Origin of the sequence: Variovorax paradoxus, from assembly GCF_030815975.1 — a bacterium.
GTDB lineage: Bacteria > Pseudomonadota > Gammaproteobacteria > Burkholderiales > Burkholderiaceae_C > Variovorax > Variovorax paradoxus_N.
On sequence record NZ_JAUSXL010000002.1, the window covers coordinates 4694829 to 4721764 of the forward strand.

Sequence of the window (26936 nt, forward strand, 5' to 3'; positions counted from 1 at the left end):
AATGTCGGAGATCGGACGAGACAGGCGCGGTGCCTGGCGCGCGGCGCTGGCCTGCATGGTGACCCTGGCCGTGGCCATGGGCCTGGGGCGCTTTGCCTTCACGCCCATGCTGCCGATCATGCTGAACGAAGGAAAGCTCCAGCTCGAGGCGGGCGGCGTGCTGGCTTCGCTCAATTACCTTGGTTACTTTCTGGGCGCGGTCAGTTGCGCCGCCATCGGCATCAAGGCCAAGCGCATGGTGCGCGGCGGCCTGGTGGCAACGGCCGTCCTGCTGGTGGGCATGGGCGTGCTCCACAGCTTCACGAGCTGGGGCATCCTGCGTGCGGCGGCCGGCGTGATGAGCGCCTGGGTCTTCGTTTTTGCATCGGGATGGGGGTTGCGGCGGCTGGCCGAGACGAATTCCCCGGCCCTGGCCGGCGTGATCTACACCGGGCCTGGCATCGGCATCGCGATGACCGGGCTTCTTGGCGGTGCCCTCGGGCGCTGGGGCTCCGAAGCGGGATGGATCGGCCTCGGGCTGCTGGCGGTGGTGCTGGTGGCCTCGATCTGGCGCGTGTTCGACGATGGCGAATTGCCGTCGGCTGGAGGCTCTGCGGGCCCATCGGCGGCCCAGGCAAGTCCGGCCGCGCCGGCTGCTGCGCGCAGCGATGCCGTCTGGCTGGTCGCGCTCTACGGGCTGGCCGGCTTCGGTTACATCATCACCGCGACCTTCCTGCCGGTGATCGCGCGCCAGGCGCTGCCGGGCTCGCCCTGGCCTGATTTCTTCTGGCCGCTGTTCGGCCTGGCGATCATCCCGGGTGCGCTGATCGGTGCCCGCGCACCCGTCCACTGGGACAACCGGCTGCTGCTGGCGGCCGCGTACGCGCTGCAGGCGCTGGGCGTGGTGCTGTCGGTGGCATGGCCCACCATCGTCGGCTTTGCGCTTGGCAGCCTGCTGCTCGGCATGCCGTTCACGGCCATCACTCTTTTTGCCATGCGGGATGCGCGCCGACTGCGCGGCAACGCCGCGGCGGGGCTGATCGGCTATGCGACGGCTTCCTATGGCGTCGGGCAGATCATCGGCCCTCTGTTTGCGGCGCCGCTGGCCCAGCGGACCGGGTCTTTCGAGCTCCCGCTGCTGGTGGCTGCCGCCGCATTGGCGCTCGGTTCGGTGCTGTTTGCGCTGGTCTGGTCAAAATCCCGGCGCAAAGTGGCGCTTTGAGCAGCCCAAGCCACTTCATTTATCACGGGAATAGCATATAATTCGAGGCTCACGACCAAACGGGCGGGTACCAACCGCCCGTTTTTTTTGGTCTATGCATTTTCGATGCGTGACACCCGTGGCGGGCGGGTGGCACGCATAAGCATTTTTACAAGGCACTTTCGAACACGTGGCATTGCAGCAGACAGTGGAACAAACCGTGGCCGGTCTCGGCTACGACCTGGTCGAGATCGAACGCTCGGCCGGAGGGTTGCTGCGCGTGACAATTGATTTGCCCTGGACTGCCCCCACATCGGAAGCTGTGGCTGCAGGCATTCCCGAACCCTTCGTGACGGTCGAGGATTGCGAAAAGGTGACGCGCCAACTGCAGTTTGCGCTCGAGGTCGATGGTGTCGATTACAAGCGGCTCGAGGTTTCCTCGCCGGGTATTGACCGTCCGCTTCGCAATGAGCAGGATTTCGAGCGTTTCGTGGGCGAGGTGATCGACATCACGCTCAAGGCGCCCATGGGTGCCGCGGCGGCGGGGCAGGTGTCTGCCACTCGCAAGAAGTTTCGCGGCACGCTGGAGCGTGCCGAAAAGGCGGAAGGGGCCGATGGAGCCCCGGGCTGGCAAATCGTCTGGAGCGATGCGCCCGAGCCGAAACCGGGTCAAAAAGTCAGCAAGAAGCGCGCACCTGCAAAGTTGCAGGCGCTCGGTTTCGTGCTGGATGAGCTGCGCGATGCGCGGCTCGCGCCAATTGTGGATTTCAAGGGCCGCAGGGCCAAAACCCAACCGGGTTTTTCGGATATTGACGACGGAACGAATGTTCCGGACTGACTAGAGGAGTGGGTGGCATGAATCGCGAAATGTTGATGTTGGTGGATGCGATCTCGCGCGAGAAGAACGTCGAGCGCGACGTGGTCTTTGGCGCGGTCGAGTCCGCGCTGGCGCAAGCCACCAAGAAGCTCCACCAGGGCGACGTGGACATCCGCGTCTCGGTCGACCGCGACAGCGGCGACTACGAGACCTTCCGCCGCTGGCACGTCGTTCCCGACGAAGCCGGCCTGCAGCTGCCCGACCAGGAAATCCTCCTGTTCGAAGCCAAGGAAGAAATGTCCGACATCGAAGTCGGCGAGTACATCGAGGAAGCGGTGGACTCGGTGCCGATCGGCCGCATCGGCGCGATGGCTGCCAAGCAGGTCATCCTGCAGAAGATCCGCGACGCCGAGCGCGAGATGCTGCTCAACGACTTCATGTCGCGCGGCGACAAGATCTTCGTGGGCACCGTCAAGCGCCTGGACAAGGGCGACATCATCGTGGAGGCCGGCCGCGTCGAAGGGCGCCTGCGCCGCAGCGAGATGATCGCCAAGGAAAACCTGCGCAACGGCGACCGCGTGCGGGCCATGATCATGGAGGTCGACCTGACGCTGCGCGGCGCGCCGATCATCCTGTCGCGCTCGGCGCCCGAGTTCATGATCGAGCTGTTCCGCCAGGAAGTGCCCGAAATCGAACAAGGCCTGCTCGAAATCAAGAGCTGCGCCCGCGACCCGGGCTCGCGCGCCAAGATCGCCGTGCTCTCGCACGACAAGCGTGTCGACCCGATCGGCACCTGCGTCGGCGTGCGCGGCACGCGTGTCAACGCGGTCACCAACGAGCTCGCCGGCGAGCGCGTGGACATCGTGCTGTGGAGCGAAGACCCGGCCCAGTTCGTGATCGGCGCGCTGGCCCCGGCCAACGTGTCGTCCATCGTGGTCGATGAAGAAAAGCACGCCATGGATGTGGTGGTCGACGAGGAAAACCTCGCCATCGCCATTGGCCGCGGCGGACAGAATGTGCGCCTGGCTTCCGACCTCACGGGCTGGAAGATCAACATCATGGACGCCAATGAATCGGCCCAGAAGCAGGCGACCGAAACCGACGCCAGCCGCAAGCTGTTCATGGAAAAGCTCGACGTCGACGAGGAAATCGCCGACATCCTGATCTCCGAAGGCTTCAACAGCCTCGAAGAAGTGGCCTATGTGCCGATCTCCGAAATGCTGGAGATCGAAGCCTTCGACGAAGACACGATCAACGAGCTGCGCACGCGCGCCAAGGATGCGCTGTTGACCATGGAAATCGCCAAGGAAGAGGGCGTCGAGACCGTCTCGCAGAATCTGCGCGACCTCGAAGGCCTCGACCCCGAGCTGATTCCCAAGCTGGCCGAGGCGGGTGTACACACCCGCGACGACCTCGCCGACCTCGCGGTCGATGAACTCACCGAGATCACCGGCCACAGCGCCGATGACGCCAAAGCCCTCATCTTGAAAGCCCGCGAACATTGGTTCGCCGGCCAAGAGTGACGGTCATGGAGGCACGAAATCAATATGTCCAGTACCACTGTCGCCGAGTTCGCGAACGAACTCAAGAAGACTCCCGAAACCTTGCTTGACCAGCTCAAGAGTGCAGGTGTGCCCAAGGCGGCACCCACCGATGCACTCACCGAGGCTGACAAGCAGCGCCTGCTCGGCTTTCTCAAAGCCAGCCATGGCACCGCCGAGCCCGAGCGCAAGAAGATCACGCTGACGAAAAAGTCGACCAGCGAGATCAAGCAGGCCGACGCCACCGGCCGCGCCCGCACCATCCAGGTCGAGGTGCGCAAGAAGCGCACCTTCATCCAGCGCGACGATGGCCACCCGGCCACGCCCGAGGCGCAACAGGCGGCTGAAGCGCCCGCTCCGGCGCCCGCCGCACCCCGCATCGACGAAGCCGAACTGGCTCGCCGCGAGGAAGAGGCGCGCCGCCAGGCCGAGCTGATCCGCCGCCAGGAAGAAGAACTGGTCGAGAAGCGCCGCCTGCGCGAAGAAACCGAAGCCCGCGAACGCGAACAGGCCGAAAAGGCCGAGCGCGCAGAGCAGGCCGAGCAGGAAGCCGCACGCGCCGCCGCCGAGAAGAAGGCCGCTGACGCCGCTGCCACCGCGCCTGCAAAGGAAGCGGCCAAGCCGGTCGCCGCGCCTGCCGCAGCCGCTGCTGCCGCCGCCGAACAGCAGGCCGCCGACACCAAGCTGGCCGCACAAACGGCAGCCACGCAAGCCAAGGAAGACGCGAAGGCCAAGGCCGCCGCCGAATCGAAGGCCCGTGCCGACGAGGAAGCCGCCCGCGCCAAGGACCTGGACGAGCGCCGCCGCAAGGCACTCGCCGAGGCCGAAGCCATTCGCGCCATGATGAACGCGCCGGCCCGCGTGCTGGTGCCGCACAAGGCGCCCGAGAAGCCGCAGCCCGAAAAGGCCGCGGTCAAGGGTACGCTGCACAAGCCGGCCGCGCCCGCAGCGCGTCCCGGTGCGCCGGCCGCACCGGGTGCTGCCGCAGCCGCTGGCGCCGCTGGTGCCGGCAAGGAAGTCAAGTCGGCCAAGCTCTCGTCGAGCTGGGCGGGCGATCCGGCCAAGAAGAAGGAAATCAAGACCCGCGGCGATGCCAGCGGCGGTGTCGGCCGCGGCAACTGGCGCGGAGGCCCGCGCGGCCGCCGTGGCAGCAATGATCGCGGAGGCCACGAAGAGCATGTGCAGGCCGCACCGGTGGAGGCGCGCATTCTCGAAGTGCACGTGCCCGAAACCATCACGGTGGCCGAGCTCGCGCACAAGATGGCCGTCAAGGCGCAAGAGGTCATCAAGCAATTGATGAAGCTCGGCCAGATGGCGACCATCAACCAGTCGCTGGACCAGGACACCGCGATGATCCTGGTGGAGGAAATGGGCCACAACGCGGTCGTTGCCGCACTGGACGACCCCGAAGCCTTCACCGACGAGGACGTGTCGGCGCAAACCGCCGAAGCCCTGCCGCGCGCACCGGTCGTGACCGTCATGGGCCACGTCGACCACGGCAAGACCTCGCTGCTCGACTACATCCGCCGCGCCAAGGTTGCTGCGGGCGAAGCCGGTGGCATCACGCAGCACATCGGTGCCTACCATGTGCAGACCGAACGCGGCATGGTGTCGTTCCTCGACACTCCGGGTCACGAGGCCTTCACGGCCATGCGTGCCCGCGGTGCGCAGGCCACCGACATCGTCATCCTCGTGGTGGCGGCCGACGACGGCGTCATGCCGCAGACCAAGGAAGCCATCAAGCACGCGAAGGCCGCGGGTGTGCCGATCGTGGTTGCCATCAACAAGATCGACAAGCCCGATGCCAGCCCGGACCGCGTGAAGCAGGAACTGGTGACCGAGGAAGTCGTGCCCGAAGAGTACGGCGGCGACGTGCCGTTCGTGCCGGTGTCCGCCAAGACGGGCCAGGGCATCGACGAGCTGCTCGAGCAGGTGCTGCTGCAGGCTGAAGTGCTGGAACTCAAGGCGCCGGTGGATGCCGCCGCCAAGGGCCTGGTCATCGAAGCGCAGCTCGACAAGGGCCGCGGCCCGGTTGCCACCGTGCTGGTGCAGTCCGGCACACTCAAGACCGGCGACGTGGTGCTGGCGGGCTCGACCTATGGCCGCGTGCGCGCCATGCTGGACGAAGACGGCAAGTCCATCAAGACCGCGGGTCCGTCGATTCCGGTCGAGATCCAGGGCCTGACCGAAGTGCCGCAGGCGGGCGACGAGTTCATGGTGATGAGCGACGAGCGCCGTGCGCGCGAAATCGCGACCTACCGTGCCGGCAAGTTCCGCAACACCAAGCTGGCGAAGGCCCAGGCCGCGAACCTGCAGAACATGTTCACCGACCTCTCGGCCGGCGAAGTGCAGACGCTGCGCATCATCATCAAGGCCGACGTGCAGGGCTCGCAGGAAGCGCTGGCTCAGTCGCTGCTCAAGCTTGCGACCGAAGAGGTCAAGGTGCAGATCGTGTATGCCGGCGTGGGCGGCATCAGCGAAAGCGACATCAACCTTGCGATCGCCTCGAAGGCGATCGTGATCGGCTTCAACGTGCGTGCCGATTCCGGTGCGCGCAAGCTGGCCGAAGGCAATGGCGTGCAGCTGAACTACTACAGCATCATTTACGACGCCGTGGACGAGATCAAGGTCGCGATGTCGGGCATGCTGGCACCGGAGCGCCGCGAGGAAATCATCGGCTCGGCCGAGATCCGCACGGTGTTCGTGGCCTCGAAGATCGGTACGGTCGCGGGTTCGTACGTCACCTCGGGTTCGGTCAACCGCAGCGCGCATTTCCGCCTGCTGCGCGACAACGTGGTGATCTACACCGGCGAAGTCGACTCGATCAAGCGCATGAAGGACGACGTCCGCGAAGTGCGCGAAGGCTTCGAGTGCGGTATCAAGCTCAAGAACTACAACGACATCAAAGAGGGCGATCAGCTCGAGTTCTTTGAAATCAAGGAGATCGCGCGGACACTTTGATCACCCCCAGTCTTCGCGCACTTCGTGTCGCTTCGCCACCCCCCTTCCGGGGGCAACACCTGCGGCCCGGCAAAGCCGGTTCCGCGGTGTTTCGCGAAGGGTTCACGAACTCGATGAAGTCTGAGACCATGCCGAGTCCTCGCTCCTTACATGCCTAAAAGAAAAGCCGCCGCCCCCAACCGCGCGTTCAAGGTTGCCGACCAGATCCAGCGCGATCTGACGGAGCTGATCGCGCGCGAGTTGAAGGACCCGCGCGTGGGCATGGTCACGATCCAGGCGGTCGAGGTCACGCCCGACTATGCGCATGCGAAGATCTACTTCAGCATGCTCACGGGCGACGTGACCGAAACCACCGAAGCGCTGAACCAGGCCGCGGGGTTCCTCCGCAACGGCCTGTTCAAGCGCCTTCATATCCACACCGTGCCGACGCTGCACTTCCTGTTCGACCGCACCACCGAGCGTGCGGCCGACATGAATGCGCTCATCGCGCAGGCCGTCGCTTCGCGTTCGAAAGACGAATAGCGTGAGCATCGCCGGGCCGCCCCAAGGTGCGAAGGCCCCCTTGGGGGGCGGGGATTTACACGCAGTGAAAGACCGTGGGGGCGACGCTCCTGCGCCACGCACAAGGGTGCAGCGGCGCCCTGTGCATGGGGTGTTGTTGCTCGACAAGCCGCTGGGACTCTCCAGCAACCAGGCCTTGCAGAAGGCCAAGTGGTTGCTGCGCGCCGAAAAGGCAGGCCACACCGGCACGCTCGATCCGCTGGCCACCGGCGTGCTGCCGCTGTGCTTTGGCGCAGCCACCAAGTTCAGCCAGCTGCACCTCGATGCCGACAAGACCTACGAGGCCACGGCCCGCCTTGGCATCAAGACCTCCACCGGCGATGCCGAGGGCGAGGTGATTGCCGAGCGCCCGGTGCACGTCACGCCTGAAGACCTGGCCCGCGTCGAGGCGCAGTTCACCGGCCCGATCCGACAGGTTCCGCCGATGCACAGCGCGCTCAAGAAAGACGGCAAGGCGCTGTACGAGTACGCGCGCGAAGGCATCGAGATCGAGCGGGCACCGCGCGACGTGGTCATTCATGCGTTGAAGATCACGCAGGCAGCCTCCGAATCGGCAGGCAACGCCATCAGGATCGAGGCTTGCGTGAGCAAGGGCACCTACATCCGTACGCTGGGCGAAGACATTGGCGAGGCGCTGGGCTGCGGTGCCCACCTCACGTCGCTGCGCCGTACGGCCACCGGCGGCTTCGGCGTGGCGCAGTGCATCACGCTCGAAGCGCTCGAAGCCATGGGCGAGGAAGAGCGGCTGGCGCAATTGTTGCCTGCCGAATCCCTGGTCGAGGGCCATACGATCGTCACGCTCGGCAGCGAAGATGCGGGGCGCTTTCTGTCCGGCCTGCGCCGCCGCGGCACCTGGCCCGATGCCGACCATGTGGCGGTGTTCGGCGACACGCCGCCTGCTTTCCTCGGCACGGCGCACGTCGCCGCCAACGAATTGATTCCGGGGCGCTTGCTGAACCCCATCGAAATCCAGCAAATTCTTTTGAACGCACAACAGACCGAAGCGACACCATGAGTACCAAGCAAATCCGCAATATCGCCATCATTGCCCACGTCGACCATGGCAAGACCACGATGGTCGACCAATTGCTGCGCCAGTCGGGCACCTTCGCCGAGCACGAGAAAGTCGTCGACACGGTGATGGACAACAACGCCATTGAAAAAGAGCGTGGCATCACGATCCTGGCCAAGAACTGCGCCGTGACCTGGGAAGGCACGCACATCAACATCGTCGACACTCCCGGCCACGCGGACTTCGGAGGCGAAGTGGAACGCGCGCTCTCCATGGTGGACGGCGTGGTGCTTTTGATCGACGCCCAGGAAGGCCCGATGCCGCAGACGCGCTTCGTGACCAAGAAGGCGCTGGCCCTCGGCCTCAAGCCGATCCTGGTCGTGAACAAGGTCGACAAGCCGGGCGCCAACCCCGACAAGGTGGTGAACGCCGCCTTCGACCTGTTCGACAAGCTCGGCGCCACCGACGAGCAGCTCGACTTTCCCGTGGTCTACGCCTCGGGCATCAACGGCTGGTCGTCGCTGGAAGAGGGCGCTGCCGGCGAGCAGTGGGGCCCCGACATGTCGGCCCTGTTCAACACCATCCTGAAGCACGTGCCGGCGCAGAAGGGCGACCCTGAAGCGCCGCTGCAGCTGCAGATTTCCGCGCTCGATTTCTCGACCTTCGTCGGCCGCATCGGCGTGGGCCGCATCAGCCAGGGCACGCTCAAGCCCATGATGGATGTGGTGGTCATGGAAGGCCCGGACGGCAAGGCCGTCAAGGGCCGCATCAACCAGGTGCTGACCTTCCAGGGCCTGGAGCGCGTGCAGGCCACGGAAGCCGGACCCGGCGAGATCGTGCTGATCAACGGCGTGGCCGACATCGGCATCGGCGTGACCATCACCGACCCCACCAATCCGGCGCCGCTGCCCATGCTCAAGGTCGACGAACCGACCCTGACCATGAACTTCTGCGTCAACACCAGCCCGCTGGCCGGCCGCGAAGGCAAGTACATCACCAGCCGCCAGATCTGGGACCGCCTGCAAAAGGAGCTGCAGCACAACGTGGCCCTGCGCGTAAAGGAAACCGACGAAGAAGGCATCTTCGAAGTCATGGGCCGCGGCGAACTGCACCTGACCATCCTCTTGGAAAACATGCGCCGCGAAGGCTATGAACTGGCCGTGTCGAAGCCGCGCGTGGTGTTCCGCACCGTCAACGGCGAGAAGCACGAACCCATCGAACTGGTGACGGCCGACATCGAAGACCAGCATCAGGGCGGCGTGATGCAGGCCCTGGGCGAGCGCAAGGGCGAACTGGTCAACATGGAACCGGACGGCCGCGGCCGCGTGCGCCTCGAATACCGCATTCCGGCACGTGGCCTGATCGGCTTCACCAACGAATTCCTGAACCTGACGCGCGGCTCGGGCCTCATCAGCAACATCTTCGACAGCTACGAGCCGCACAAGGGCGACATCGGCAGCCGCAAGAACGGCGTGCTGATCTCCATGGACGACGGTGAGATCTTCACTTACGCCCTGGGCAAGCTGGACGACCGCGGCCGCATGTTCGTCAAGGCCAACGATCCGGTGTACGAGGGCATGATCGTCGGCATCCACAGCCGCGACAACGACCTGGTGGTGAACGCCACGCGCACCAAGCAGCTGACCAACTTCCGCGTCTCGGGCAAGGAAGATGCGATCAAGGTCACGCCGCCGATCGACCTCACGCTCGAATACGGCGTGGAATTCATCGAGGACGACGAGTTGGTCGAAATCACGCCCAAGAGCGTGCGCCTGCGCAAGCGCCACCTGAAGGAACATGAGCGCAAGCGCGCTGGCCGCGACACCCAGGCGGCCTGACCCTCGAGGGCCCATGCGCCTGACCCACGGCGGGGCTGTGTGGCTGATGGTCGCCGTGACCCTCATGTGGGCCACGGCGGGCGTCGTCACACGGCACCTCGCTCAGGCGCACAGTTTCGAGATCACCTTCTGGCGCAGCTTCTTCACGATGCTTGCGCTGCTGGTGATCTTGCCGCTTTGGCGAGGCCGGGCGGTGTTTTCACAGATCCGCTCGGGTGGGCGCGAGCTCTGGATCTCGGGTGTCTGCTGGACCGTGATGTTCACGGCCTTCATGGTGGCGCTCACGCTGGCGTCGACGGCCAGCGTGCTGGTCACGATGTCGCTCGGCCCGCTGCTCACCGCGCTGGCGGCGCGACTCTTCATCGGCCATCGCCTGCCCATGCGCACCTGGGCGGCCATCGTGGTGGCCGGCCTGGGCATCGCCTGGATGTATGGCACGCAACTGATGCAGGGCGGAGCCGCGGGCGGATCGCTGCCCGGAACGCTGGTCGCGCTGTGCGTGCCGCTGGCGGGTGCCACCAACTGGACGGTGGTTCAGCATGAGCGCGCCAAGGGGCATGACATCGACCTGGTTCCCGCGGTGCTGATCGGCGCGGCGCTCAGCGCGCTGCTCACGCTGCCCTTTGCCCTGCCGTTCCAGGCGAACGCGCACGACCTCGGCCTGCTCGCTTTCCTGGGCGTTTTCCAGCTGGCCATTCCCTGCGTGCTGGCGGTACTGTGCGCGCAGGTGCTCAAGGCGCCCGAAGTAGCCTTGCTCGCGCTGCTCGAAGTGATCTTCGGCATTGCGCTGGCCTGGATCGGCGCGGGCGAGGAGCCGGCTGCGAGCGTGCTGACCGGCGGCGCGCTGGTCATTGGCGCGCTGGTGTTCAACGAGCTGCTGGCGCTGCGCGGGCGCCGCGCCACGGTGGCCGACGACGCGCTTCCCAGCGCGCACTGAGCCGCGCCAGCGAGCGGAAACAAAAAAGCCCCGGCGTCTGCCGGGGCCTTCGAGCAATCAGGGGATCACGGAATCAGGGCCGCGCCACCTTCCAGGCGCCGTTCAGGACGCCGTCGCCGGTCTTGTCGCCCGGCTTGCTGTCCTTCGTCCAGTAGTAGAGCGGCCAGCCCTTGTAGGCCCATTGCTTCTTGCCGTCTTCGCGCGCGATGATGGTGTAGCCGCCCATCGGCTTGGCCGTTTCGGCCACCGGGAGCGGTGGCCAGTTGGCGGCGCACTGGGCATTGCAGGCGGAGGTGCCTGCACCGGCCGTGTCGCGGGCGAAGGTGTACAGCGTCATGCCGTTCGGGCCGACCAGCACGCCATCGGCGGTACGGGTGGGGGTGTCGGGGGCGCTGGCGGTCTTGTTGGACATGCCGCCGCAGCCGGCGAGCAGGGCCGCCGCGAGGATCGAGGCGCTGAGCAATTTCATGCAGTTTCTCCTTCAGTTGAAAAATCGCGAAAACAAGGCAGGTGGTTGCGCGACACGGCAGTTTATGCCGGCCTCAAGACAGATCGCGGTAGGCGAGCGTCGCGAGTTTCAGCAAAACATCGCGCGGCAGCTTGCCGGCAACGGCATAGCCGAAGCCCTGGTCGATCCAATAGAAGCTGGGCACCGGCCCTTCGGACGCAAAACGGAAGGCTGTTTCGCGCGCCGCGGCCGTGCCGGCGGCGGCCTGGCTGTCGAGGGTGCCGATGTAGAGCGTGATGCGCTCGCCGGCACTGTCCTCGAACATGAACTGGGCGCGCGCGCCGCTTTCCCCGGGCAAGAGGCGGCCGCCGACGAGCGTGTAGCCCATGGCCGTCAGGTCCGGCACCTTGAGCGGCCTGTCGAGGCGCTTGGACAGCCACTGCACGAGGTGCTGCTGCTCGGTGGCGGCCACTTCGACCGGATGCCTTTTTTCAGGCGCATAGACGGCGTGCGCAATCGATGCATCGTGCACGAATTCGCGCATCGCAGGGGCCCTGGTCAACTGGGCCGCAGCGGCGCGGTGCATCGACCATTGGGCACTGCCGAGCCAGCCGGCGGCAAAGGCAATCAGCACGCCGGCCGCCATGCCGCCCCATCGCATCCAGCTGCCTTGCCGATGTCGGCGGGGCCGGTTGCGATCGAGGGCACTCATCAAAGGGGCAGGAACAGGCTCGTCGAGCAGTTCGCCATGCAGCCGGCGCAGCGCGTCGCGCTGGGTGCGCCAGGCCGCCACCCGCGCCGCAAGGGCGGGGTCGTGCGCCACGGCGTCTTCGACCGCGGACCGGCGGTCCGGTGCCAGCTGGCCATCGACGAGGGCGTGCAACTCGTCGTCGGTGGGGGGCGGGGCAGGGCGATTCATGATTTCAGCGGCAGGTTTCACTTGAGGCGGCGCAGGCCGGGGCGATTCGGCGCCGAGGCGCCGTCCATCAGCTCCTGCAGCCGGACCCGGGCGCGCGACAGGCGCGACATCACGGTGCCGGCAGGAATGCCGAGCACCCTGGCCACCTCGGCATAGGAAAGATCTTCGAGCGTCACGAGCAGCAGCACGGCGCGCTGCTCTTCGGGCAGCTGCATCAGGCAGCGCTGCAGGTCCAGGCCCATGCCGGGGTCGCGGCCGGGATCGGCGCCGCCGTGCAGTTCCTGCGCCGCGTCGTCCAGCGGCACCACGCTGTGCGGCGGCGGCGTGCGCCGCAGCTGGCTCGCAAAGATGTTGTGCATGACCGTGAACAGCCAGGCGCGCAGGTCGCTGCCCACCACCCAGAGCCGCCACTTGCTGCAGGCCCGCTCGAGCGTGTCCTGCACCAGGTCGTCGGCCGCCCAGGCATTGCCCGTGAGCGCGCGTGCATAGCGGCGCAGGCTCGGGATCTGGTCGGCCAGCAGGCGCGCGTCCATGCGAAGCGGATGCGGGCGCGGGTCAGGGCTTGGCGGTTTTCCAGGCGCCGCCGACGCCGTCGCCGGTCTTGTCGCCCGGCTTGCTGTCCTTGGACCAGTAGTAGAGCGGCCAGCCCTTGGCGGCCCATTGCTTCTTGCCGTCGTCGCGCGTGACGATGGTGAAGTCGCCGGCCGGCTTGTCGCTGTCGGTGGCCATGAAGGGTGGCCAGTTGGCCGCGCAGCCGCCATTGCAGGCCGACTTGCCGCTGCCGGCCGTGTCCTTGTCGAAGGTGTAGAGCGTCATGCCGTTGGGGCCGACCAGCGCGCCGTCGGCCGCCTTGGGCTGTGCGAACGAGGGAAGCGCGAGCAGGCCGGCGAGCAGCGCGGCGGCAAGGCCGGCGGGAGAAGGGCGCAAAGGCGACATGGAAGACTCCTGGAGGTTGTGGTGGCACCGACGATCCGATGACACCGCACAAACGCCTGCAACCGGCGTTTTATTCCATGCCGCGCAAAATAAAAAGAACTAGCGGCTACGGCTTTTCATCGCGCGCTCGACCTCGCGCTTGCCTTCGCGGTCCTTGATGGTGTCGCGCTTGTCGTGCTCGGCCTTGCCCTTGGCCAGCGCAATTTCGCATTTGACCTTGCCCGCCTTCCAGTGCAGGTTGAGCGGCACCAGCGTGTAGCCCTTTTGTTCGATCTTGCCGACCAGGCGCCGGATCTCTTCCTTGTGCAGCAGCAGCTTCTTGGTGCGGATGGAATCGGGGTTGACGTGGGTCGAAGCGCTCTTGAGCGGGTTGATCTGCAAGCCCACGACGAAGAGTTCGCCGTCGCGGATCACCACGTAGCCGTCGGTCAGCTGGACCTTGCCTTCGCGCAGGGATTTGACTTCCCAGCCTTCGAGCACGATGCCGGCCTCGAAGCGTTCTTCGAAGAAATAGTTGTACGCGGCCTTCTTGTTGTCGGCAATGCGGGAGGAGGTATCTTGTTTCTTGGTGGCCATGGCTCGGGAAGGTGGGGACGCATGGCTTCAATACAATCCGTCGCGCACGCTGTCCCGATTCTATGAAAACCGTCAACAAGTCCGTCCTCATCTGGTACAGCGCCGAAGAGATGTACGCGCTCGTCACCGATGTGGAGAAATATCCGCAGTTCCTGCCCTGGTGCGACAAGTCCCGGGTCATCGAGGTGGACGAGGCCGGCATGACCGCCGAAGTGGGCCTGGCCTTCGCCGGCCTGCATCAGAGTTTCACCACCCGCAACACCCATGTGCCGGGGCGCGAAGTGCACCTCAAGCTGGTCGACGGGCCGTTCTCCAACCTCGACGGCCTCTGGAAGTTCGTGCCCGTGGGCGAGCCCGGCGAGCGCGCCTGCCGCGTCGAGCTGCACCTGAGCTACGGTTTCAGCAACTTTGCATTGCAGGCGCTGGTGGGGCCGGTGTTCGACACCGTTGCTTCCAGCCTGGTCGAAGCCTTCGTCAAGCGCGCCGAGCAGGTCTACGGCGCTTCCTGATGATGATCGAAGTCACACTGAGCTGCTCGCCCGCACCGCGCGAGGTGTTCGAGCAGGTGCTGCGGCTCGTGCCCGAGGCCACCGTGGACGATGCCGTGAGGGCCAGCGAGCTTGCGCAGCGCTTTCCGCAGCTGGATTGGCGCCACGCCATGACGCCGGGAATCTGGGGCAGGGAGGTCGGCTGGGACCAGCCGCTCGAAGACGGCGACCGCATCGAACTGTGCCGGCCACTGGCGGTCGATCCGAAGGTGGCGCGCCGCGAGCGCTTTCAGCGCCAGGGCGCGCGCGGCACCGGTCTTTTCGCGAACCGCCGCAAGGGCGGCAAGGCCGGCTACTGAATCGGCGCGAGCTGCCTATTTGCAGTCGCTCTCGATGATCGACTGAAGGCGCTTCTGCTCGGCCGCCCGGGCCGGGTCGTCCATGATTTCGCGTTCGCCCTTCGCATTGATCTTGGCCACGCGGATGCCGCTGTCGAAGGTGGCCTTGCCCTGGCGCGCACGGTCGCAGTTGTCGGCCTTGGCCTTGGCGTTCTTTTCCGCCTCGGCGGCCTGCTTGGCTTTTTCCTCGGCCTGCGCCTTCTTGGTCTTTTCCTCGAGATCCTTGTCGACACCCGCGGGCTTGGGCGCGGCTGCGGCCTTGGGTGCCGCCGCGTCAGGCGCGTCGGCTTCGGCAGCGGCCGGCGCCGAACCGCCTCGAGGCGGCGGAGAGCCCGAACGGCGCAGGATGTTCTTTTCCGGCACGTCCGCCGGCGGCGCCTGGTCGCTGAAGACCTTCTTGCCGTTCTTGTCGATCCATTGCCATTGCGCGCTGGCCGACATCGGCAGCAGGCAAACACATCCCAGTACGAGCCAATGCGCGAATTTCATGCGGCGAGTTTAGCGTTGCCTTACGTTTTGCAACACCGGTGGCACCGGCTTTCGTTGTCGGCGAGTTGGAAATTGGCTACGTTTTCGCCGCCTTGCCGGCCCGGCCAAGGCCGGCCGAAGCCCCCGGCGGGGCGGGTAAGTACCGACGGTCGCTACAATCCGTCTTTTGGAGCTTCACCCATGCGCCTTCTCGGCAAAGCGCTCACCTTCGACGACGTGTTGTTGGTGCCAGCGTTCTCCCAGGTCCTGCCCAAGGACACCTCCCTCGCCACCCGTTTCTCCCGCAACATCACGCTGAATCTGCCGCTGGTCTCCGCCGCGATGGATACGGTGACAGAAGCACGCCTCGCGATCGCGATCGCGCAGGAAGGCGGCATCGGCATCGTGCACAAGAACTTCACCGCCGCCGAGCAAGCCGCGCAGGTGGCCAAGGTGAAGCGCTACGAATCGGGTGTGCTGCGCGATCCCGTGGTGATCACGCCCACGCACACCGTGCTGCAGGTGATGCAGCTGTCCGACGAACTCGGCATCTCGGGCTTCCCGGTGCTCGACGGCGGCAAGGTGGTGGGCATCGTGACCGGGCGCGACCTGCGCTTCGAGAACCGCTACGACGTCCCGGTGAGCGAGATCATGACGCCGCGCGACAAGCTCATCACCGTACCCGACGGCACCACGCTGGCCGAGGCCAAGGCGCTGCTCAACAAGCACAAGCTCGAACGCCTGCTGGTCATCAACAGCGCGTGGGAGCTCAAGGGGCTGATCACCGTCAAGGACATCACCAAGCAGACCAGCTTTCCCAACGCCGCGCGCGACCCCTCGGGCCGGCTGCGCGTGGGTGCGGCGGTCGGCGTGGGCGAGGGCACCGAGGAGCGTGTCGAGGCGCTGGTGAAGGCCGGCGTCGATGCCATCGTGGTCGACACCGCGCATGGCCACAGCGCCGGCGTGATCGAGCGCGTGCGCTGGGTCAAAAGGAACTACCCCCAGGTCGACGTGGTCGGCGGCAACATCGCGACCGGCGATGCAGCGCGTGCATTGGCCGACGTGGGTGCCGACGCAGTCAAGGTCGGCATCGGCCCCGGATCGATCTGCACCACGCGCATCGTGGCCGGCGTGGGTGTGCCGCAGATCATGGCGGTCGACAACGTCGCCACCGCGCTGCAGGGCACCGGCATTCCGCTCATCGCCGATGGCGGCATCCGCTATTCGGGCGACATCGCCAAGGCCATTGCCGCGGGCGCCAGCACCGTGATGATGGGCGGCATGTTCGCGGGCACCGAAGAGGCGCCGGGCGAGATCGTGCTGTTCCAGGGCCGCAGTTACAAGAGCTACCGCGGCATGGGCTCGATCGGCGCCATGCAGCAGGGCAGCGCCGACCGCTATTTCCAGGAATCGACCACCGGCAATCCCAATGCCGACAAGCTCGTGCCCGAGGGCATCGAAGGCCGCGTGCCGTACAAGGGCTCGATGGTGTCGATCGTCTACCAGATGTCGGGCGGCTTGCGCGCGAGCATGGGCTATTGCGGCTGCGCCACCATCGAAGACATGAAGAACAAGGCCGAGTTCGTCGAGATCACCACGGCCGGCATCCGCGAGAGCCACGTGCACGACGTGCAGATCACCAAGGAAGCGCCGAACTACCGGGCTGAATAAATGGCCCCACGCTCTCCCACTGCGTGTGGATCGCTGCCCCCCGAGGGGGCCGTAGGCCGGCTTGGGGCGGCCCGGCGCCGGCCTCAGCCCAATCTGGCCAGACCTTGAAAGTCAGGCCAGACTTGGTTTAGAATTCGGGCCAGTTTCAATTTTTCTGGCCCAAATGCAATCCATCGGCATCGCTGAAGCCAAGAACAACTTCTCGGCCCTGATCGACCTGGTCGAAAAGGGCGAGGAGGTTCGCATCACCCGCCACGGCAAGGAGGTGGTGCGCATGCTGCCGGTGCGGCGCAAGCCGGTCATCACCGACGAGCAGATCGAGCGCGAACTCGGCCAGATCGACGCGCTGCACGCCAGCATCCAGCCCGGCCGCACCGTGCGTGCACTGCGGGACGAAGGGCGCCAATCGTGACAGCCTTCGTCATGGACGCGTCCGTCACCGCCGCCTGGCTCTTGCCCGACCAGGCCAGCGAACACACCCGCAAGCTCTACGCCGCCATCCGCCGCGACGAAGTGGAGCCGCAGGCGCCCAACGCCTGGCAATGGGAGTGCGCCAACATCCTTGCCAATGGCGTGCGCAGCGGCCGCATTCCAACGTCCGCGGTCGAAGGGCTGTGGAGCGTGCTCGACGCGATCCGCCATCGCGTCGAACTGCACGAACTCGCACCGGCGCAGCACAAGGCGGTGCTGGCCGTGGCCATCGACGCCGGCGTCTCGCTCTACGAAGCGGGCTACCTCTGGCTCGCCAAGTCGCTCAATCTCCCGCTCGCCACCTTCGACGAGCAACTCATCCAGGCCGCGCCCAAGGCGGGCGTGAAGCTGTTCGACATTTCAACGCTCTGACCGAGTCTTCTCCATGCAACACGACAAGATCCTCATCCTCGATTTCGGCTCGCAAGTCACGCAGCTCATCGCACGCCGCGTGCGTGAAGCGCATGTGCTCAGCGAAGTGCACCCTTGCGACGTCAGCGACGAATGGGTGCGCGAATACGCGGCCGACGGCCATCTGAAGGGCGTGATTCTTTCGGGCAGCCACGCCAGCGTGTACGAAGAGACCACCGACAAGGCCCCGCAGGCCGTGTTCGACCTGGGCGTGCCGGTGCTCGGCATCTGCTACGGCATGCAGACCATGGCGCACCAGCTCGGCGGCAAGGTCGAGGGCGGTCACAAGCGCGAGTTCGGTTTCGCGTCCGTGCGCGCGCATGGCCACACCGCGCTCTTGAAGGACATCGCCGACTTCACCACGCCTGAAGGCCACGGCATGCTCAACGTGTGGATGAGCCACGGCGACAAGGTCACCGAGCTGCCGCCGGGCTTCAAGCTCATGGCCAGCACCGACAGCTGCCCCATCGCCGGCATGGCCGACGAGGCGCGCCGCTACTACGCGCTGCAGTTCCACCCCGAAGTCACGCACACGCAGCAGGGCAAGGCGATCATCGAGCGCTTCGTGCTCGGCATCTGCGAGGCCAAGCCCGACTGGGTCATGCGCGACCACGTCGCCGAAGCCGTGCAGAAGATCCGTGAGCAGGTGGGCGATGAGGAAGTCATCCTCGGCCTCTCGGGCGGCGTCGATTCGAGCGTGGCCGCCGCGCTCATTCACCGCGCCATCGGCGACCAGCTGACCTGCGTGTTCGTCGACCACGGCCTCTTGCGCCTGAACGAAGGCGACATGGTCATGGAGATGTTCGAGGGCAAGCTGCACGCGAAGGTGATTCGCGTCGACGCCAGCGACCTGTTCCTCGGCAAGCTCGCGGGCGTGAGCGACCCCGAAGCCAAGCGCAAGATCATCGGCGGCGAGTTCGTCACCGTGTTCAAGCAGGAGGCCGCCAAGCTCAAGGCGGGTGATGGCGGCCACAAGGGCGCGACCTTCCTGGCGCAGGGCACCATCTATCCCGACGTCATCGAATCGGGTGGCGCCAAGAGCAAGAAGGCCGTCACGATCAAGAGCCACCACAACGTGGGCGGCCTGCCCGAGCAGCTCGGCCTCAAGCTGCTAGAGCCGCTGCGCGACCTGTTCAAGGACGAAGTGCGCGAACTCGGCGTGGCGCTCGGCCTGCCGCCCGAGATGGTGTACCGCCATCCGTTCCCCGGCCCCGGCCTGGGCGTGCGCATCCTTGGCGAAGTGAAGAAGGAATACGCCGACCTGCTGCGCCGCGCCGATGCGATCTTCATCGAGGAACTGCGCAACTTCAAGGACGAGTCCGGCAAGAGCTGGTACGACCTCACGAGCCAGGCCTTCACCGTGTTCCTGCCCGTGAAGAGCGTGGGCGTGATGGGCGACGGCCGCACCTACGACTACGTGGTCGCGCTGCGCGCCGTGCAGACCAGCGACTTCATGACCGCCGACTGGGCCGAGCTGCCTTATGCGCTGCTCAAGAAGGTGTCGGGGCGGATCATCAACGAAGTGCGCGGGATCAACCGCGTGACGTATGACGTGTCAAGCAAGCCGCCGGCGACGATCGAGTGGGAGTGAGGGGCGCGGATATTGCCTATATAAATCAATGACTTAGATCGAGTTCTGATGCCCGTGAGCACGACATCAATGGTGCTTCTCGAGAACTCTAAGTTGTTGAAAGATATGGGGTTTTTTGTTGCAGCAAAAACCCTTCCGAAAGTGCTCAACGAAGAATGCAGCGCTTCTTTTGACGATATTTCTGACGGCAACCCGGCGTTGCTGATTGACGCCGATTGCTCGAGGCCGCGTACTGGCGCTGGAGGATGGGAGCGAACGGGCAGCCCTATCGGCGACGGCAGCGTGGCAGAAAGTATTGACGTTGTATATACTTCGTCGATATCAACGTTTCCGGAGCCGGCCATGTCCAAAGAAGCCATGTTCACCATGAAGCTCGAGTCGTCGCTGCGCGACGCCTTCATGGCCGAGGCCGAAGCCAGCCACCGCCCGGCGTCGCAGGTGGTGCGCGAACTGATGCGCGAGTTCATCGAGCGTCAACGGCAGGCCCGTGAGTACGACGCCTTCCTGCGCGACAAGGTCGACACGGCGCGCGAGCAGATCGCTTCCGGCCAATACGCCAGTGATGCCGACGTCGAGGCACGCTTTGCTGCCCGCCGCGCTGCGCTGCGGGCCAAAGCCGGCGGCGCTGACGCATGAGGGTCCTGTGGACCTTGTCCGCCGAGCAAGACCGCGCCGACATCGTCGACTTCATCGCTCAGGACAACCCGCTCGCCGCCATCCGCATGGATGAGATTTTCTCGGCAGTCGTCCGCCGGCTGGCCGAGCACCCCCTGCTGGGACGGGCCGGACAGATCCCGGGCACCCGCGAGTTGATCCCACACGAGAGCTATCGGCTGGTCTATGAGGTGCGGGCTGATACCGTCTGGATCTTGACCTTGGTGCATACCGCTCGCCTGTGGCCACCGACCCGGTCGTGATCGGAGGCCAGCAAAAAGCGCTCGGTTTTCGACGGTAGAAGTGGCGGTAAATACTATGCCCCGACCCATCAAGCAGGCGCGGCCATGCCCAGCGCTGTGGCCAGCACCGCTGCAAGGCCGCTGCCGGCGCTGCCGTCCTCGTCGAGGCGCGGGTTGTAGATGGTGACCTCCATGCCGAGCGCCTTTCCGCTCGCCAGGATGAGCCGGAGCGCCGTCGACAGTTCGTCCCATGACAGCCCGCCCGGGACGCGGAAATCGACTGCCGGCATGATCGCATCGTCGAGGCAATCGGCGTCCAGATGGATGAGGAAACCGTCGAGCTCGGCCCGCGTCAGGTGGTCAACGGCCGCACGGGTGGCGGCTTCGACGCCCAAGCGGCGGATAGTGGGGAGATCGCAGGCCATGAGCTCCGCCGGCAAAGGCTGGCTGCCGAATTGGGCCTGGTCTTTGTGGTCGCGAAATGCGAAGGCGACGGTGTCTTCGGGCCGCACCAGCGGACGGCGGCCCTCCAGGTCGGTCAGCAGCGCCGGCCCGTGGCCGGTGACAAGGGCCAGGTCCATGGACGCGCATTCGCCGTTGGGCTCGGCCTCGGGCTGGAAGAAATCGGCGTTGCCGTCGATGAAGAACAGGCCATAGCGACCGCGCCGGCGCAGCGCGAGCATCGAGCCCAGCACGATCGTGCAGTCCCCGCCCAGCACCACCGGGAACTCGCCCGCGTCCAGCACCTTCTCCACGGCATCCGCGAGCGTGGGCGACCATGACGCGATCGCGCCGGCATTCAGCGTCAGGGTGGCTGGATCGGGCTTCGGGTCTTTCGGCGGAACGGCGAGTCGCCCGGCACACCGCGCATGGATGCGGTCCGCGAGGCCCAGTTCCAGCAGCCGGCCGGGCAAGCCCTCCACGCCGTCGGTCGCCAGGCCCAGCGTGGAGGGCGCTTCAACGATGGCATAGGGTCGGGTCGGCATCAGGTGCTCCACAGCAAGACCTGTTCTTTCATTGGACGTCTCGCATTTTCGGCGGCCCTGCTTCGCGGTAGAAGATCTGCGTTCCGCCGACGCTGATGTATCGGTGCCTTGGCGAAGACATGACGCCCATGTTCCACCTCCTGCCGATCACAGCCAAGCCCTTGACCCTGCGGGCGTTGGGGACCTGTTGATGAATCCCGGCGGCAGGCAGTCAGGGCTCGATGGGGCGCGCCTCGGCCAGATACCGGTCGTTGTCGAACGCCTCGGGCCGATCTCCCGCGAAGCGCCACATCTGCCTCTTCGTGTGCAGCAGATTGCCGAGGTACACATGCAATGCGCCCGAGCGCGCCGTGCCCGGATTCGCCACCGCGTGCACGGTATCGGGAGGCAGGTGAACCACCTCGGGTGCGATGGCTTCGCTCCGTTGCGGAACTCGCAGCCGGCCGTCGGACAGTGGATAAATGAAGTTCGTCTCTTTGCCCCGATAGATGCCGATGAGGGCGTCCATCAGATGGTTGTGAGGCGGGTACTGCAGACCCGGCGTGAGCGTGATGTGATAGATCGTCAGTGTGTCGTTCGCGCACAGCAGGACTTCATCGTCACCCGCCTCGTGGACCAGCTCGCCGAGCGAATGGAAGCGGGCAGTGATGTCGCGCAACACCTTGGCGACGCGATCGAGGCGATCGGCCTTTCCGGCAGCGTCGACGATCTCGTCGATCGCAGTCCGAAGGGTTGAACTGACGGGCAGGGGTGAAGTCATCATGCTGAATCGGCGGATCTGCGGCAGGATAGATCAGGTGCGTGGGATCGGTCCACCGGCGGCAGGCAGCGGTGATGCGTTGCACGGCCAATGACGAACTCCCGGTGAGTTTTCCCGCAGGGTTCTCTACGCGCCGTCCCCGCGGGCGCGGTTGCTGGTGTTGGTGCTGGATCGGTTGGAAATGTGGCCAAGGCTGGCGTGGCGCATGAACGAATAAATTGAGCTTGGCGCGGTGACATAGGGCAGGGCGCGCAGCCCTGACGCGATTCCGAGCCCGCACCGGAAGATCAGCCTTCAAGCATTCGCCAGCTCCACGAGATGACTTGAAAAGTCGCCCCCGGCACCGGCGGCATTCACGTGTTCGAAATGGTCGTACCAACCCGTCGCCTTGATGCCTGCCAGCAAGGCTTCGCGGGCCTGGGCATCGGGGAAGCGCCAGATGCCGAGGAAGCGATGGCCGCTGGCCTGGTCGATGCCCGGTTCGGTCTGGCCCAGCATCAGGATTTCGACGCCAAGCTCGCTCAGGCCGCTCATGCCTGCCTTGATTCCATCCAGGAACCGGCTGCGCTGCGCCGCCGACAACGCCAGCCAGCCGGGCTTGGGGGAATAGAGTTCAACGAGGTAGTGGGACATGAAAAGCTCCTTTGCTTGAGGTTGTGATGCGCGGCGCCGTTGGTCATGGCCGACCTCCCGCCCCATCGTTGCGGTCGGCCATTCCTGCCGCCACCTTTTGCAGCAGGCCATTCAGCGTCTTTCGCTCTTGTACGGACAGATGGAGGAACAGGCTTGCAATCCAGCGGCCGTGCTGATCGAACGCCTTCCGGGCCATCTGCTTGCCCTTGCGCGTCAGTCGAATGTTCAATGAACGCCGATCGCTTGAATCGGCATGCCGCTCGATCAACGACTCGCGCTCCAATCCATCGAGCAGGCCGGTGACGGTGGCGCGCGTCACGCCAGCCTGCTCGGCCAGCGCATTGGGAGCCAGGCCGTCACTGGCAGCGTCGAGCAGGAACAACAGCACGAAGCGGCCTTCGGACAGACCGAGCGGGGCCAGCAGCGCGGCGCAGTCGCGGTCGATGGACGAGGCGAGCGACAGCACCTGAAAGCAAAGCCGGATGCTGTCCAGGTCAGGGAGCTGGCGCCGTTCGGCTTCGCCCAGAAGGGCCAAGTATTTCTGTTCGAGTTTTTCCATAGCCACCATATTGTATGGTGACTAATCATATATTGAGTCATCCAGAGATGCGAAAGAACTTGTTGTTATTGCGAATGAATTCTCAATTGCAATATAGTCCGGGGTATGGAACAGTCGACCCGCCAACCTGAAGCAATGCGCAATGCCTCCCGGGAGAAGCCGCAAAGCCTGCTGATGGCCAGCGTGTGGATGCGAGTGGCAGGCGCGCTGACGTTGTCCGCGGCGCTGTGGCTGGCTGTTGCGTGGGCGCTGACATGAACAAGGCCCCGATGCTTCCTCCCGCCATCCTGTTGAACAACCTCACGGTGGCCTATCGCGGTCATCCCGCCGTGCATCACCTGTCGGGAGAGTTCGCACCGGGCTCGCTCACCGCCATCGTCGGGCCGAACGGTGCCGGCAAGACCAGTCTGCTCGCCGCGATCATGGGGCGCATCCGGCCGAGCGAGGGCCGCATTTCTCTCGATGGCGTTTCGCACGATCGCATTGCCTGGCTGCCGCAGCAGGCCGAGATCGACCGGAGCTTTCCGATCCGGGTGTTCGACTTGGTGGCGCTCGGGCACTGGGGGCGGCTCGGCAGCTTCAAGGGCATCGTCGCGCGGCAGCGCGACGCCGTGGGAGAGGCGCTGGAGGCCGTCGGCCTTGGCGGCTTCCAGCGCCGCAGCATCGCCGAGCTGTCGGCAGGGCAGTTCCAGCGCGTGCTCTTTGCACGCGTGCTGCTGCAGGACGCACCGGTGATCCTGCTGGACGAACCGTTCAATGCAATCGACGCGCGCACCACCGCCGACCTGCTGGCCGTGGTCGCGCGCTGGCATGCCGAGGCGCGCACCGTCATCGCGGTGCTGCACGACCTCGAGCAGGTGCGCCTGCATTTCGATCGCACCCTGCTCATGGCGCGGCGCTGCGTGGCCTGGGGGCCCACGGCCGAAGTGCTGCATGCCGAGAACCTGTTTCGCGCGCGCCAGATGGCCGAGGCGTGGGACGAGGATGCGCCCGTGTGCAAGGAGGCGGCATGAACGCAGCGCCGGGCCGCCCCAAGCAAGCTCGCACCGCAGTGCGCAGCACGGAGGTTCTGGCATGAACGCCGGGGCCTTGCTGGTGCAGCCCTTCGTGGAATACGGCTTCATGCGCCGCGCGCTGGTGGCCACGCTGGCGCTCGGCTTGGGCAGCGCGCCGATCGGCACCTTGCTGGTGCTGCGGCGCATGAGCCTCGTGGGCGACGCGATGGGGCACGCGCTGCTGCCGGGCGCAGCGCTCGGCTTTCTGTTTGCCGGCTTCTCGCTGGCGGCGATGAGTGCCGGTGGATTCTTCGCCGCGCTCGCCGTGGCGCTGGCGGCGGGTTTCGTCACGCGCGTGACGTCTCAGCGCGAAGACGCGAGCTTCGCGGCCTTCTACCTGATTGCGCTCGCGCTGGGTGTGCTGCTGGTGTCGACCCGCGGCAGCAGCGTCGACCTGATGCACATGCTTTTCGGCACCATCCTTGCCGTGGACGACGCGGCGCTGCTGCTGATGGCCGGCGTCGCGAGCCTGACCCTGGTCGTGCTGGCGGTGGTCTATCGGCCGCTGCTCGTGGAATGCCTCGACCCGGGCTTTCTGCGCAATGTGGGCGGGCCCGGCTCGCTGGTGCACGGCGTCTTTCTGGTTCTTACCGTCGCCAACCTGGTGGCGGGCTTCCAGGCGCTGGGCACGCTGATGGCGGTCGGCTTGATGATGCTGCCGGCCACCGCGGCGCGCTTCTGGGCTGCCGAAGTCTGGAGCCTTGCGCTCGTTGCCGCCGGCATGGCGCTGCTGTCCGGCTTTGCCGGGCTGCTGCTGTCTTTCCATGCGCAGTGGCCCTCGGGTCCCGCGATCGTGCTGGTGGCGGGCGTGGCCTACCTGCTGTCGCTGGCCTTCGGCCCGAATGGCGGACTGCTCGCCCGGTTTTTGCGTTCACGCGCTCATCGAAATGCCTGACATGAACTTCCCATCAGATTCCGCGCGCCGCCGGTTCTTCACCGCGTCGCTCATCGCACTGCCGCTGCCGGTGCTTGCCCAATCCACTGCGCCGCATCCGCTGCGCATCGTTGCGAGCTTTTCGATCCTCGCCGACATGGCACGCGAGATCGGCGGCAGCACGGTCGACGTCGCGGCCCTGGTCGGCCCGGATTCCGACGCGCACGTCTTCCAGCCGAGCCCGGCCGATGCGCGTCGCCTCGCCAATGCCGAGCTGGTCGTCGTCAACGGGCTCGGGTTCGAAGGCTGGATGGACCGCCTGGTGCGCTCATCCGGCTATCGCGGTCCCGTCCTCGTGGCCAGCGAGGGCGTGCCGGTGCGCCGCATGGGCCGCGCGTCCGATCCGCACGCATGGCAGGACCTTGCGAACGCGCAGCGCTATGCCGCGAACCTTCGCGATGCCATGGTGCGGGCACGGCCGGCGTTCGCAGCCGAGATTGGCCAGCGCTGCGCCAGCTACATCGAGCGGCTTCAGGCGCTCGACCGCGATGTTCGCGCACGTTTCGACGCGGTGCCGCGCCAGCATCGCCGCGTGATCAGCTCGCACGATGCATTCGGCTATTTCGGCGCCGCCTACGGCGTCGAGTTTCTTGCGCCGCAGGGCATGAACACCGACAGCGAAGCCTCGGCCGCCTCGGTTGCGCGCCTGATCGACCAGATCCGGCGCGAGGACGTGCGCGCGGTGTTCGTCGAGAACATTTCCGACCCGCGCCTGGTCCAGCGCATTGCGCGCGAAGGCGGTGTCACCGTCGGCGGCCGGCTTTATTCCGACGCGCTGTCGGCGCCGGGAACCGAGGCGGACACCTACCTGAAGCTGTTCGCGCACAACGCCGCAACCATTGCCTCGGCTCTCTCGGCGAAGCGCTGAGCTTGTCGAGCGCCCGATCAACCTTCACTCAGAGCCCATCCATGAGCCTCATTCCCGTCACCATCCTCACCGGCTTTCTCGGCAGCGGCAAGACCACGCTGCTCAACCGCATCCTGAAGGAGCAGCACGGCCACAAGGTGGCCGTGATCGAAAACGAGTTCGGCGAAGCCGGCATCGACAACGAACTGCTGATGCAGGACGAGGGTGAACAGATCATCGAGATGAACAACGGCTGCATCTGCTGCACGGTGCGCGGCGATCTGGTGCGCATCCTCGGCGAGCTCGCGGAGCGCCGCAGGAACGGCAGCGCGAGCTTCGAGCGCGTGATCATCGAGACCACCGGGCTGGCCGATCCGGCGCCCGTGGCGCAGACCTTCTTCGTCGATGAAGAGATCAGCCAGACCTATCTGCTCGATGCGATCGTGACGCTGGTCGACGCCAAGCATGCGATGGCGCAGCTCGACGAGCACCATGAAGCGCAGGAGCAGGTGGGTTTCGCGGACCGCATCCTGTTGTCCAAGACCGACCTGGTGTCGGCCGACGAGGTGAGGGCGCTCGAGCAACGCCTTGTGCGCATGAATGCACGCGCGCCGATCACCGCGGCGCATTTCGGCCAGGCGCCGATCGACCAGCTGCTCGACATCCGCGGGTTCAACCTGAACGCCATCCTGGAGATCGAACCCGACTTCCTGACCGATGTGGAGCACGAGCACGACGATGATGTCTCCAGCTTCGTGTTTCGCGCCGAGCGGCCTTTCGATGCGGCGCGGCTGGAGGATTTCTTCGGCGCCATCCTTCGGATCTACGGCACCCATCTGATGCGCTACAAGGGCGTGATCGCGGTGACCGGCCTGGACACCCGTGTCGTGCTCCAGGGCGTTCACATGCTGATGGGCACCGAGGCCGGGGCGAACTGGAAGCAGGACGAGCCGCGCCACAGCCGCATCGTCTTCATCGGCAAGCAGCTGCCCAGGGATGTGCTGGTGCAGGGACTCGAACAATGCCTGGCCGCAGCATGAAA

At 65.8% G+C, this 26936-nt stretch carries 31 protein-coding genes; 21 read left to right on the top strand and 10 right to left on the bottom strand.

The annotated features are described in order from the left end of the window. The first annotated feature begins 1 nt into the window (after position 1). The 8 genes from QFZ47_RS25805 to QFZ47_RS25840 all read left to right on the top strand — a co-directional run bounded on the left by QFZ47_RS25805 (position 2) and on the right by QFZ47_RS25840 (position 10847). Entirely contained in the window at positions 2 to 1201 is a 1200-nt protein-coding gene (locus tag QFZ47_RS25805) for a YbfB/YjiJ family MFS transporter (protein WP_307658340.1), read from the top strand. 169 nt (positions 1202 to 1370) lie between these two features. Then, a complete protein-coding gene (rimP, locus tag QFZ47_RS25810; protein ID WP_125965594.1) occupies positions 1371 to 2018 on the top strand; it encodes a ribosome maturation factor RimP in 648 nt (215 codons plus the stop codon). A gap of 17 nt (positions 2019 to 2035) precedes the next feature. Beyond that, positions 2036 to 3520, top strand: coding sequence for a transcription termination factor NusA (gene nusA / locus QFZ47_RS25815; RefSeq protein ID WP_307658341.1), 1485 nt, complete (start codon positions 2036 to 2038; stop codon positions 3518 to 3520). Positions 3521 to 3544: 24 nt separating this feature from the next. Beyond that, the gene (infB, locus tag QFZ47_RS25820; RefSeq protein ID WP_307658342.1) at positions 3545 to 6499 is read left to right on the top strand and encodes a translation initiation factor IF-2; all 2955 of its coding nucleotides are present in this window, start codon (positions 3545 to 3547) and stop codon (positions 6497 to 6499) included. Between the two features lie 150 nt (positions 6500 to 6649). Then, on the top strand, positions 6650 to 7021 hold the full coding sequence (rbfA, locus tag QFZ47_RS25825; protein ID WP_307658343.1) for a 30S ribosome-binding factor RbfA: 372 nt from the start codon (positions 6650 to 6652) through the stop codon (positions 7019 to 7021). A 64-nt stretch (positions 7022 to 7085) separates the two neighbouring features. Further along, entirely contained in the window at positions 7086 to 8075 is a 990-nt protein-coding gene (truB, locus tag QFZ47_RS25830) for a tRNA pseudouridine(55) synthase TruB (RefSeq protein WP_307658344.1), read from the top strand. Then, entirely contained in the window at positions 8072 to 9910 is a 1839-nt protein-coding gene (gene typA / locus QFZ47_RS25835; protein WP_307658345.1) for a translational GTPase TypA, read from the top strand. Before truB ends, typA begins: the two co-directional genes overlap by 4 nt. 13 nt (positions 9911 to 9923) lie before the next feature. Continuing rightward, positions 9924 to 10847, top strand: a complete 924-nt coding sequence (locus QFZ47_RS25840) for a DMT family transporter (protein WP_307658346.1) — start codon at positions 9924 to 9926, stop codon at positions 10845 to 10847. 73 nt (positions 10848 to 10920) lie between these two features. Here the strand turns inward: QFZ47_RS25840 and QFZ47_RS25845 are convergent, their stop codons facing one another. The 5 genes from QFZ47_RS25845 to smpB all read right to left on the bottom strand — a co-directional run bounded on the left by QFZ47_RS25845 (position 10921) and on the right by smpB (position 13726). After that, entirely contained in the window at positions 10921 to 11316 is a 396-nt protein-coding gene (locus QFZ47_RS25845; RefSeq protein ID WP_307658347.1) for a COG4315 family predicted lipoprotein, read from the bottom strand. 73 nt (positions 11317 to 11389) lie between these two features. After that, positions 11390 to 12214, bottom strand: a complete 825-nt coding sequence (locus tag QFZ47_RS25850) for an anti-sigma factor family protein (protein ID WP_307658348.1) — start codon at positions 12212 to 12214, stop codon at positions 11390 to 11392. Between the two features lie 17 nt (positions 12215 to 12231). Next, entirely contained in the window at positions 12232 to 12747 is a 516-nt protein-coding gene (locus QFZ47_RS25855; RefSeq protein WP_307658349.1) for a sigma-70 family RNA polymerase sigma factor, read from the bottom strand. Between the two features lie 22 nt (positions 12748 to 12769). Further along, the gene (locus QFZ47_RS25860; protein ID WP_307658350.1) at positions 12770 to 13150 is read right to left on the bottom strand and encodes a COG4315 family predicted lipoprotein; all 381 of its coding nucleotides are present in this window, start codon (positions 13148 to 13150) and stop codon (positions 12770 to 12772) included. A gap of 99 nt (positions 13151 to 13249) precedes the next feature. After that, positions 13250 to 13726 (bottom strand): SsrA-binding protein SmpB, encoded by a 477-nt coding sequence (smpB, locus tag QFZ47_RS25865; protein ID WP_307658351.1) that lies wholly within the window; start codon positions 13724 to 13726, stop codon positions 13250 to 13252. A 62-nt stretch (positions 13727 to 13788) separates the two neighbouring features. Between smpB and QFZ47_RS25870 the strand changes: the two genes are divergently transcribed. Both QFZ47_RS25870 and QFZ47_RS25875 read left to right on the top strand, forming a co-directional pair. Beyond that, positions 13789 to 14235, top strand: a complete 447-nt coding sequence (locus tag QFZ47_RS25870; protein ID WP_307658352.1) for a type II toxin-antitoxin system RatA family toxin — start codon at positions 13789 to 13791, stop codon at positions 14233 to 14235. Between the two features lie 2 nt (positions 14236 to 14237). Next, positions 14238 to 14573: an RnfH family protein gene (locus QFZ47_RS25875; RefSeq protein WP_307659018.1), complete on the top strand. Its 336-nt coding sequence runs from the start codon at positions 14238 to 14240 to the stop codon at positions 14571 to 14573. Positions 14574 to 14588: 15 nt separating this feature from the next. Here QFZ47_RS25875 and QFZ47_RS25880 read toward each other — a convergent pair whose 3' ends face one another. Next, entirely contained in the window at positions 14589 to 15101 is a 513-nt protein-coding gene (locus tag QFZ47_RS25880) for a DUF4124 domain-containing protein (protein WP_307658353.1), read from the bottom strand. A 180-nt stretch (positions 15102 to 15281) separates the two neighbouring features. Between QFZ47_RS25880 and guaB the strand changes: the two genes are divergently transcribed. The 6 genes from guaB (at position 15282) to QFZ47_RS25910 (ending at position 20141) form a co-directional block, all read left to right on the top strand. After that, positions 15282 to 16751 (top strand): IMP dehydrogenase, encoded by a 1470-nt coding sequence (gene guaB, locus QFZ47_RS25885; RefSeq protein WP_021007387.1) that lies wholly within the window; start codon positions 15282 to 15284, stop codon positions 16749 to 16751. Positions 16752 to 16914: 163 nt separating this feature from the next. Continuing rightward, complete coding sequence (locus QFZ47_RS25890) at positions 16915 to 17163, top strand: type II toxin-antitoxin system Phd/YefM family antitoxin (RefSeq protein ID WP_307658354.1); 249 nt, start codon at positions 16915 to 16917, stop codon at positions 17161 to 17163. 11 nt (positions 17164 to 17174) lie between these two features. Beyond that, positions 17175 to 17594, top strand: coding sequence for a type II toxin-antitoxin system VapC family toxin (locus QFZ47_RS25895; RefSeq protein ID WP_307659019.1), 420 nt, complete (start codon positions 17175 to 17177; stop codon positions 17592 to 17594). Between the two features lie 13 nt (positions 17595 to 17607). Beyond that, entirely contained in the window at positions 17608 to 19224 is a 1617-nt protein-coding gene (guaA, locus tag QFZ47_RS25900) for a glutamine-hydrolyzing GMP synthase (RefSeq protein WP_307658355.1), read from the top strand. 54 nt (positions 19225 to 19278) lie between these two features. Beyond that, entirely contained in the window at positions 19279 to 19860 is a 582-nt protein-coding gene (locus tag QFZ47_RS28940; protein WP_442480559.1) for a hypothetical protein, read from the top strand. 14 nt (positions 19861 to 19874) lie between these two features. Continuing rightward, entirely contained in the window at positions 19875 to 20141 is a 267-nt protein-coding gene (locus tag QFZ47_RS25910; protein ID WP_503169956.1) for a type II toxin-antitoxin system RelE/ParE family toxin, read from the top strand. Between the two features lie 68 nt (positions 20142 to 20209). Here QFZ47_RS25910 and QFZ47_RS25915 read toward each other — a convergent pair whose 3' ends face one another. From QFZ47_RS25915 to QFZ47_RS25930, 4 genes are all read right to left on the bottom strand, one after another. Next, the gene (locus tag QFZ47_RS25915) at positions 20210 to 21106 is read right to left on the bottom strand and encodes an arginase family protein (RefSeq protein ID WP_307658357.1); all 897 of its coding nucleotides are present in this window, start codon (positions 21104 to 21106) and stop codon (positions 20210 to 20212) included. A 211-nt stretch (positions 21107 to 21317) separates the two neighbouring features. Beyond that, a complete protein-coding gene (locus QFZ47_RS25920; protein ID WP_307658358.1) occupies positions 21318 to 21866 on the bottom strand; it encodes an autotransporter in 549 nt (182 codons plus the stop codon). 294 nt (positions 21867 to 22160) lie between these two features. Then, positions 22161 to 22499 (bottom strand): DUF6616 family protein, encoded by a 339-nt coding sequence (locus QFZ47_RS25925; protein ID WP_307658359.1) that lies wholly within the window; start codon positions 22497 to 22499, stop codon positions 22161 to 22163. A gap of 43 nt (positions 22500 to 22542) precedes the next feature. Then, positions 22543 to 23058 carry a MarR family winged helix-turn-helix transcriptional regulator gene (locus QFZ47_RS25930; protein ID WP_307658360.1) on the bottom strand — a complete coding sequence of 172 codons (516 nt, stop codon included), beginning with the start codon at positions 23056 to 23058 and terminating at the stop codon, positions 22543 to 22545. A gap of 135 nt (positions 23059 to 23193) precedes the next feature. On the opposite strand from QFZ47_RS25930, the gene QFZ47_RS25935 reads away from it, so the two are divergent. The 5 genes from QFZ47_RS25935 (at position 23194) to QFZ47_RS25955 (ending at position 26934) form a co-directional block, all read left to right on the top strand. Continuing rightward, positions 23194 to 23316, top strand: a complete 123-nt coding sequence (locus tag QFZ47_RS25935; RefSeq protein ID WP_307658361.1) for a hypothetical protein — start codon at positions 23194 to 23196, stop codon at positions 23314 to 23316. A gap of 11 nt (positions 23317 to 23327) precedes the next feature. Continuing rightward, positions 23328 to 24071, top strand: coding sequence for a metal ABC transporter ATP-binding protein (locus QFZ47_RS25940; protein ID WP_307658362.1), 744 nt, complete (start codon positions 23328 to 23330; stop codon positions 24069 to 24071). A gap of 61 nt (positions 24072 to 24132) precedes the next feature. Then, the gene (locus tag QFZ47_RS25945; protein WP_307658363.1) at positions 24133 to 25008 is read left to right on the top strand and encodes a metal ABC transporter permease; all 876 of its coding nucleotides are present in this window, start codon (positions 24133 to 24135) and stop codon (positions 25006 to 25008) included. A 1-nt stretch (position 25009) separates the two neighbouring features. Further along, on the top strand, positions 25010 to 25915 hold the full coding sequence (locus tag QFZ47_RS25950) for a metal ABC transporter substrate-binding protein (RefSeq protein ID WP_307658364.1): 906 nt from the start codon (positions 25010 to 25012) through the stop codon (positions 25913 to 25915). 41 nt (positions 25916 to 25956) lie between these two features. Beyond that, on the top strand, positions 25957 to 26934 hold the full coding sequence (locus QFZ47_RS25955; protein ID WP_307658365.1) for a CobW family GTP-binding protein: 978 nt from the start codon (positions 25957 to 25959) through the stop codon (positions 26932 to 26934). The last annotated feature ends 2 nt before the right edge of the window (positions 26935 to 26936 follow it).

Excerpts from the sequence above, each read along its gene's own strand:
- QFZ47_RS25805 (WP_307658340.1), top strand. The coding sequence starts at position 2 with ATGTCGGAGATCGGACGAGACAGGCGCGGTGCCTGGCGCGCGGCGCTG.
- nusA (WP_307658341.1), top strand. The coding sequence starts at position 2,036 with ATGAATCGCGAAATGTTGATGTTGGTGGATGCGATCTCGCGCGAGAAG.
- infB (WP_307658342.1), top strand. The coding sequence starts at position 3,545 with ATGTCCAGTACCACTGTCGCCGAGTTCGCGAACGAACTCAAGAAGACT.
- rbfA (WP_307658343.1), top strand. The coding sequence starts at position 6,650 with ATGCCTAAAAGAAAAGCCGCCGCCCCCAACCGCGCGTTCAAGGTTGCC.
- typA (WP_307658345.1), top strand. The coding sequence starts at position 8,072 with ATGAGTACCAAGCAAATCCGCAATATCGCCATCATTGCCCACGTCGAC.
- QFZ47_RS25840 (WP_307658346.1), top strand. The coding sequence starts at position 9,924 with ATGCGCCTGACCCACGGCGGGGCTGTGTGGCTGATGGTCGCCGTGACC.
- QFZ47_RS25845 (WP_307658347.1), bottom strand. The coding sequence starts at position 11,316 with ATGAAATTGCTCAGCGCCTCGATCCTCGCGGCGGCCCTGCTCGCCGGC.
- QFZ47_RS25850 (WP_307658348.1), bottom strand. The coding sequence starts at position 12,214 with ATGAATCGCCCTGCCCCGCCCCCCACCGACGACGAGTTGCACGCCCTC.
- QFZ47_RS25855 (WP_307658349.1), bottom strand. The coding sequence starts at position 12,747 with ATGGACGCGCGCCTGCTGGCCGACCAGATCCCGAGCCTGCGCCGCTAT.
- QFZ47_RS25860 (WP_307658350.1), bottom strand. The coding sequence starts at position 13,150 with ATGTCGCCTTTGCGCCCTTCTCCCGCCGGCCTTGCCGCCGCGCTGCTC.
- smpB (WP_307658351.1), bottom strand. The coding sequence starts at position 13,726 with ATGGCCACCAAGAAACAAGATACCTCCTCCCGCATTGCCGACAACAAG.
- QFZ47_RS25870 (WP_307658352.1), top strand. The coding sequence starts at position 13,789 with ATGAAAACCGTCAACAAGTCCGTCCTCATCTGGTACAGCGCCGAAGAG.
- QFZ47_RS25875 (WP_307659018.1), top strand. The coding sequence starts at position 14,238 with ATGATCGAAGTCACACTGAGCTGCTCGCCCGCACCGCGCGAGGTGTTC.
- QFZ47_RS25880 (WP_307658353.1), bottom strand. The coding sequence starts at position 15,101 with ATGAAATTCGCGCATTGGCTCGTACTGGGATGTGTTTGCCTGCTGCCG.
- guaB (WP_021007387.1), top strand. The coding sequence starts at position 15,282 with ATGCGCCTTCTCGGCAAAGCGCTCACCTTCGACGACGTGTTGTTGGTG.
- QFZ47_RS25890 (WP_307658354.1), top strand. The coding sequence starts at position 16,915 with ATGCAATCCATCGGCATCGCTGAAGCCAAGAACAACTTCTCGGCCCTG.
- QFZ47_RS25895 (WP_307659019.1), top strand. The coding sequence starts at position 17,175 with ATGGACGCGTCCGTCACCGCCGCCTGGCTCTTGCCCGACCAGGCCAGC.
- guaA (WP_307658355.1), top strand. The coding sequence starts at position 17,608 with ATGCAACACGACAAGATCCTCATCCTCGATTTCGGCTCGCAAGTCACG.
- QFZ47_RS25915 (WP_307658357.1), bottom strand. The coding sequence starts at position 21,106 with ATGCCGACCCGACCCTATGCCATCGTTGAAGCGCCCTCCACGCTGGGC.
- QFZ47_RS25920 (WP_307658358.1), bottom strand. The coding sequence starts at position 21,866 with ATGACTTCACCCCTGCCCGTCAGTTCAACCCTTCGGACTGCGATCGAC.
- QFZ47_RS25925 (WP_307658359.1), bottom strand. The coding sequence starts at position 22,499 with ATGTCCCACTACCTCGTTGAACTCTATTCCCCCAAGCCCGGCTGGCTG.
- QFZ47_RS25930 (WP_307658360.1), bottom strand. The coding sequence starts at position 23,058 with ATGGAAAAACTCGAACAGAAATACTTGGCCCTTCTGGGCGAAGCCGAA.
- QFZ47_RS25935 (WP_307658361.1), top strand. The coding sequence starts at position 23,194 with ATGCGCAATGCCTCCCGGGAGAAGCCGCAAAGCCTGCTGATGGCCAGC.
- QFZ47_RS25940 (WP_307658362.1), top strand. The coding sequence starts at position 23,328 with ATGCTTCCTCCCGCCATCCTGTTGAACAACCTCACGGTGGCCTATCGC.
- QFZ47_RS25945 (WP_307658363.1), top strand. The coding sequence starts at position 24,133 with ATGAACGCCGGGGCCTTGCTGGTGCAGCCCTTCGTGGAATACGGCTTC.
- QFZ47_RS25950 (WP_307658364.1), top strand. The coding sequence starts at position 25,010 with ATGAACTTCCCATCAGATTCCGCGCGCCGCCGGTTCTTCACCGCGTCG.
- QFZ47_RS25955 (WP_307658365.1), top strand. The coding sequence starts at position 25,957 with ATGAGCCTCATTCCCGTCACCATCCTCACCGGCTTTCTCGGCAGCGGC.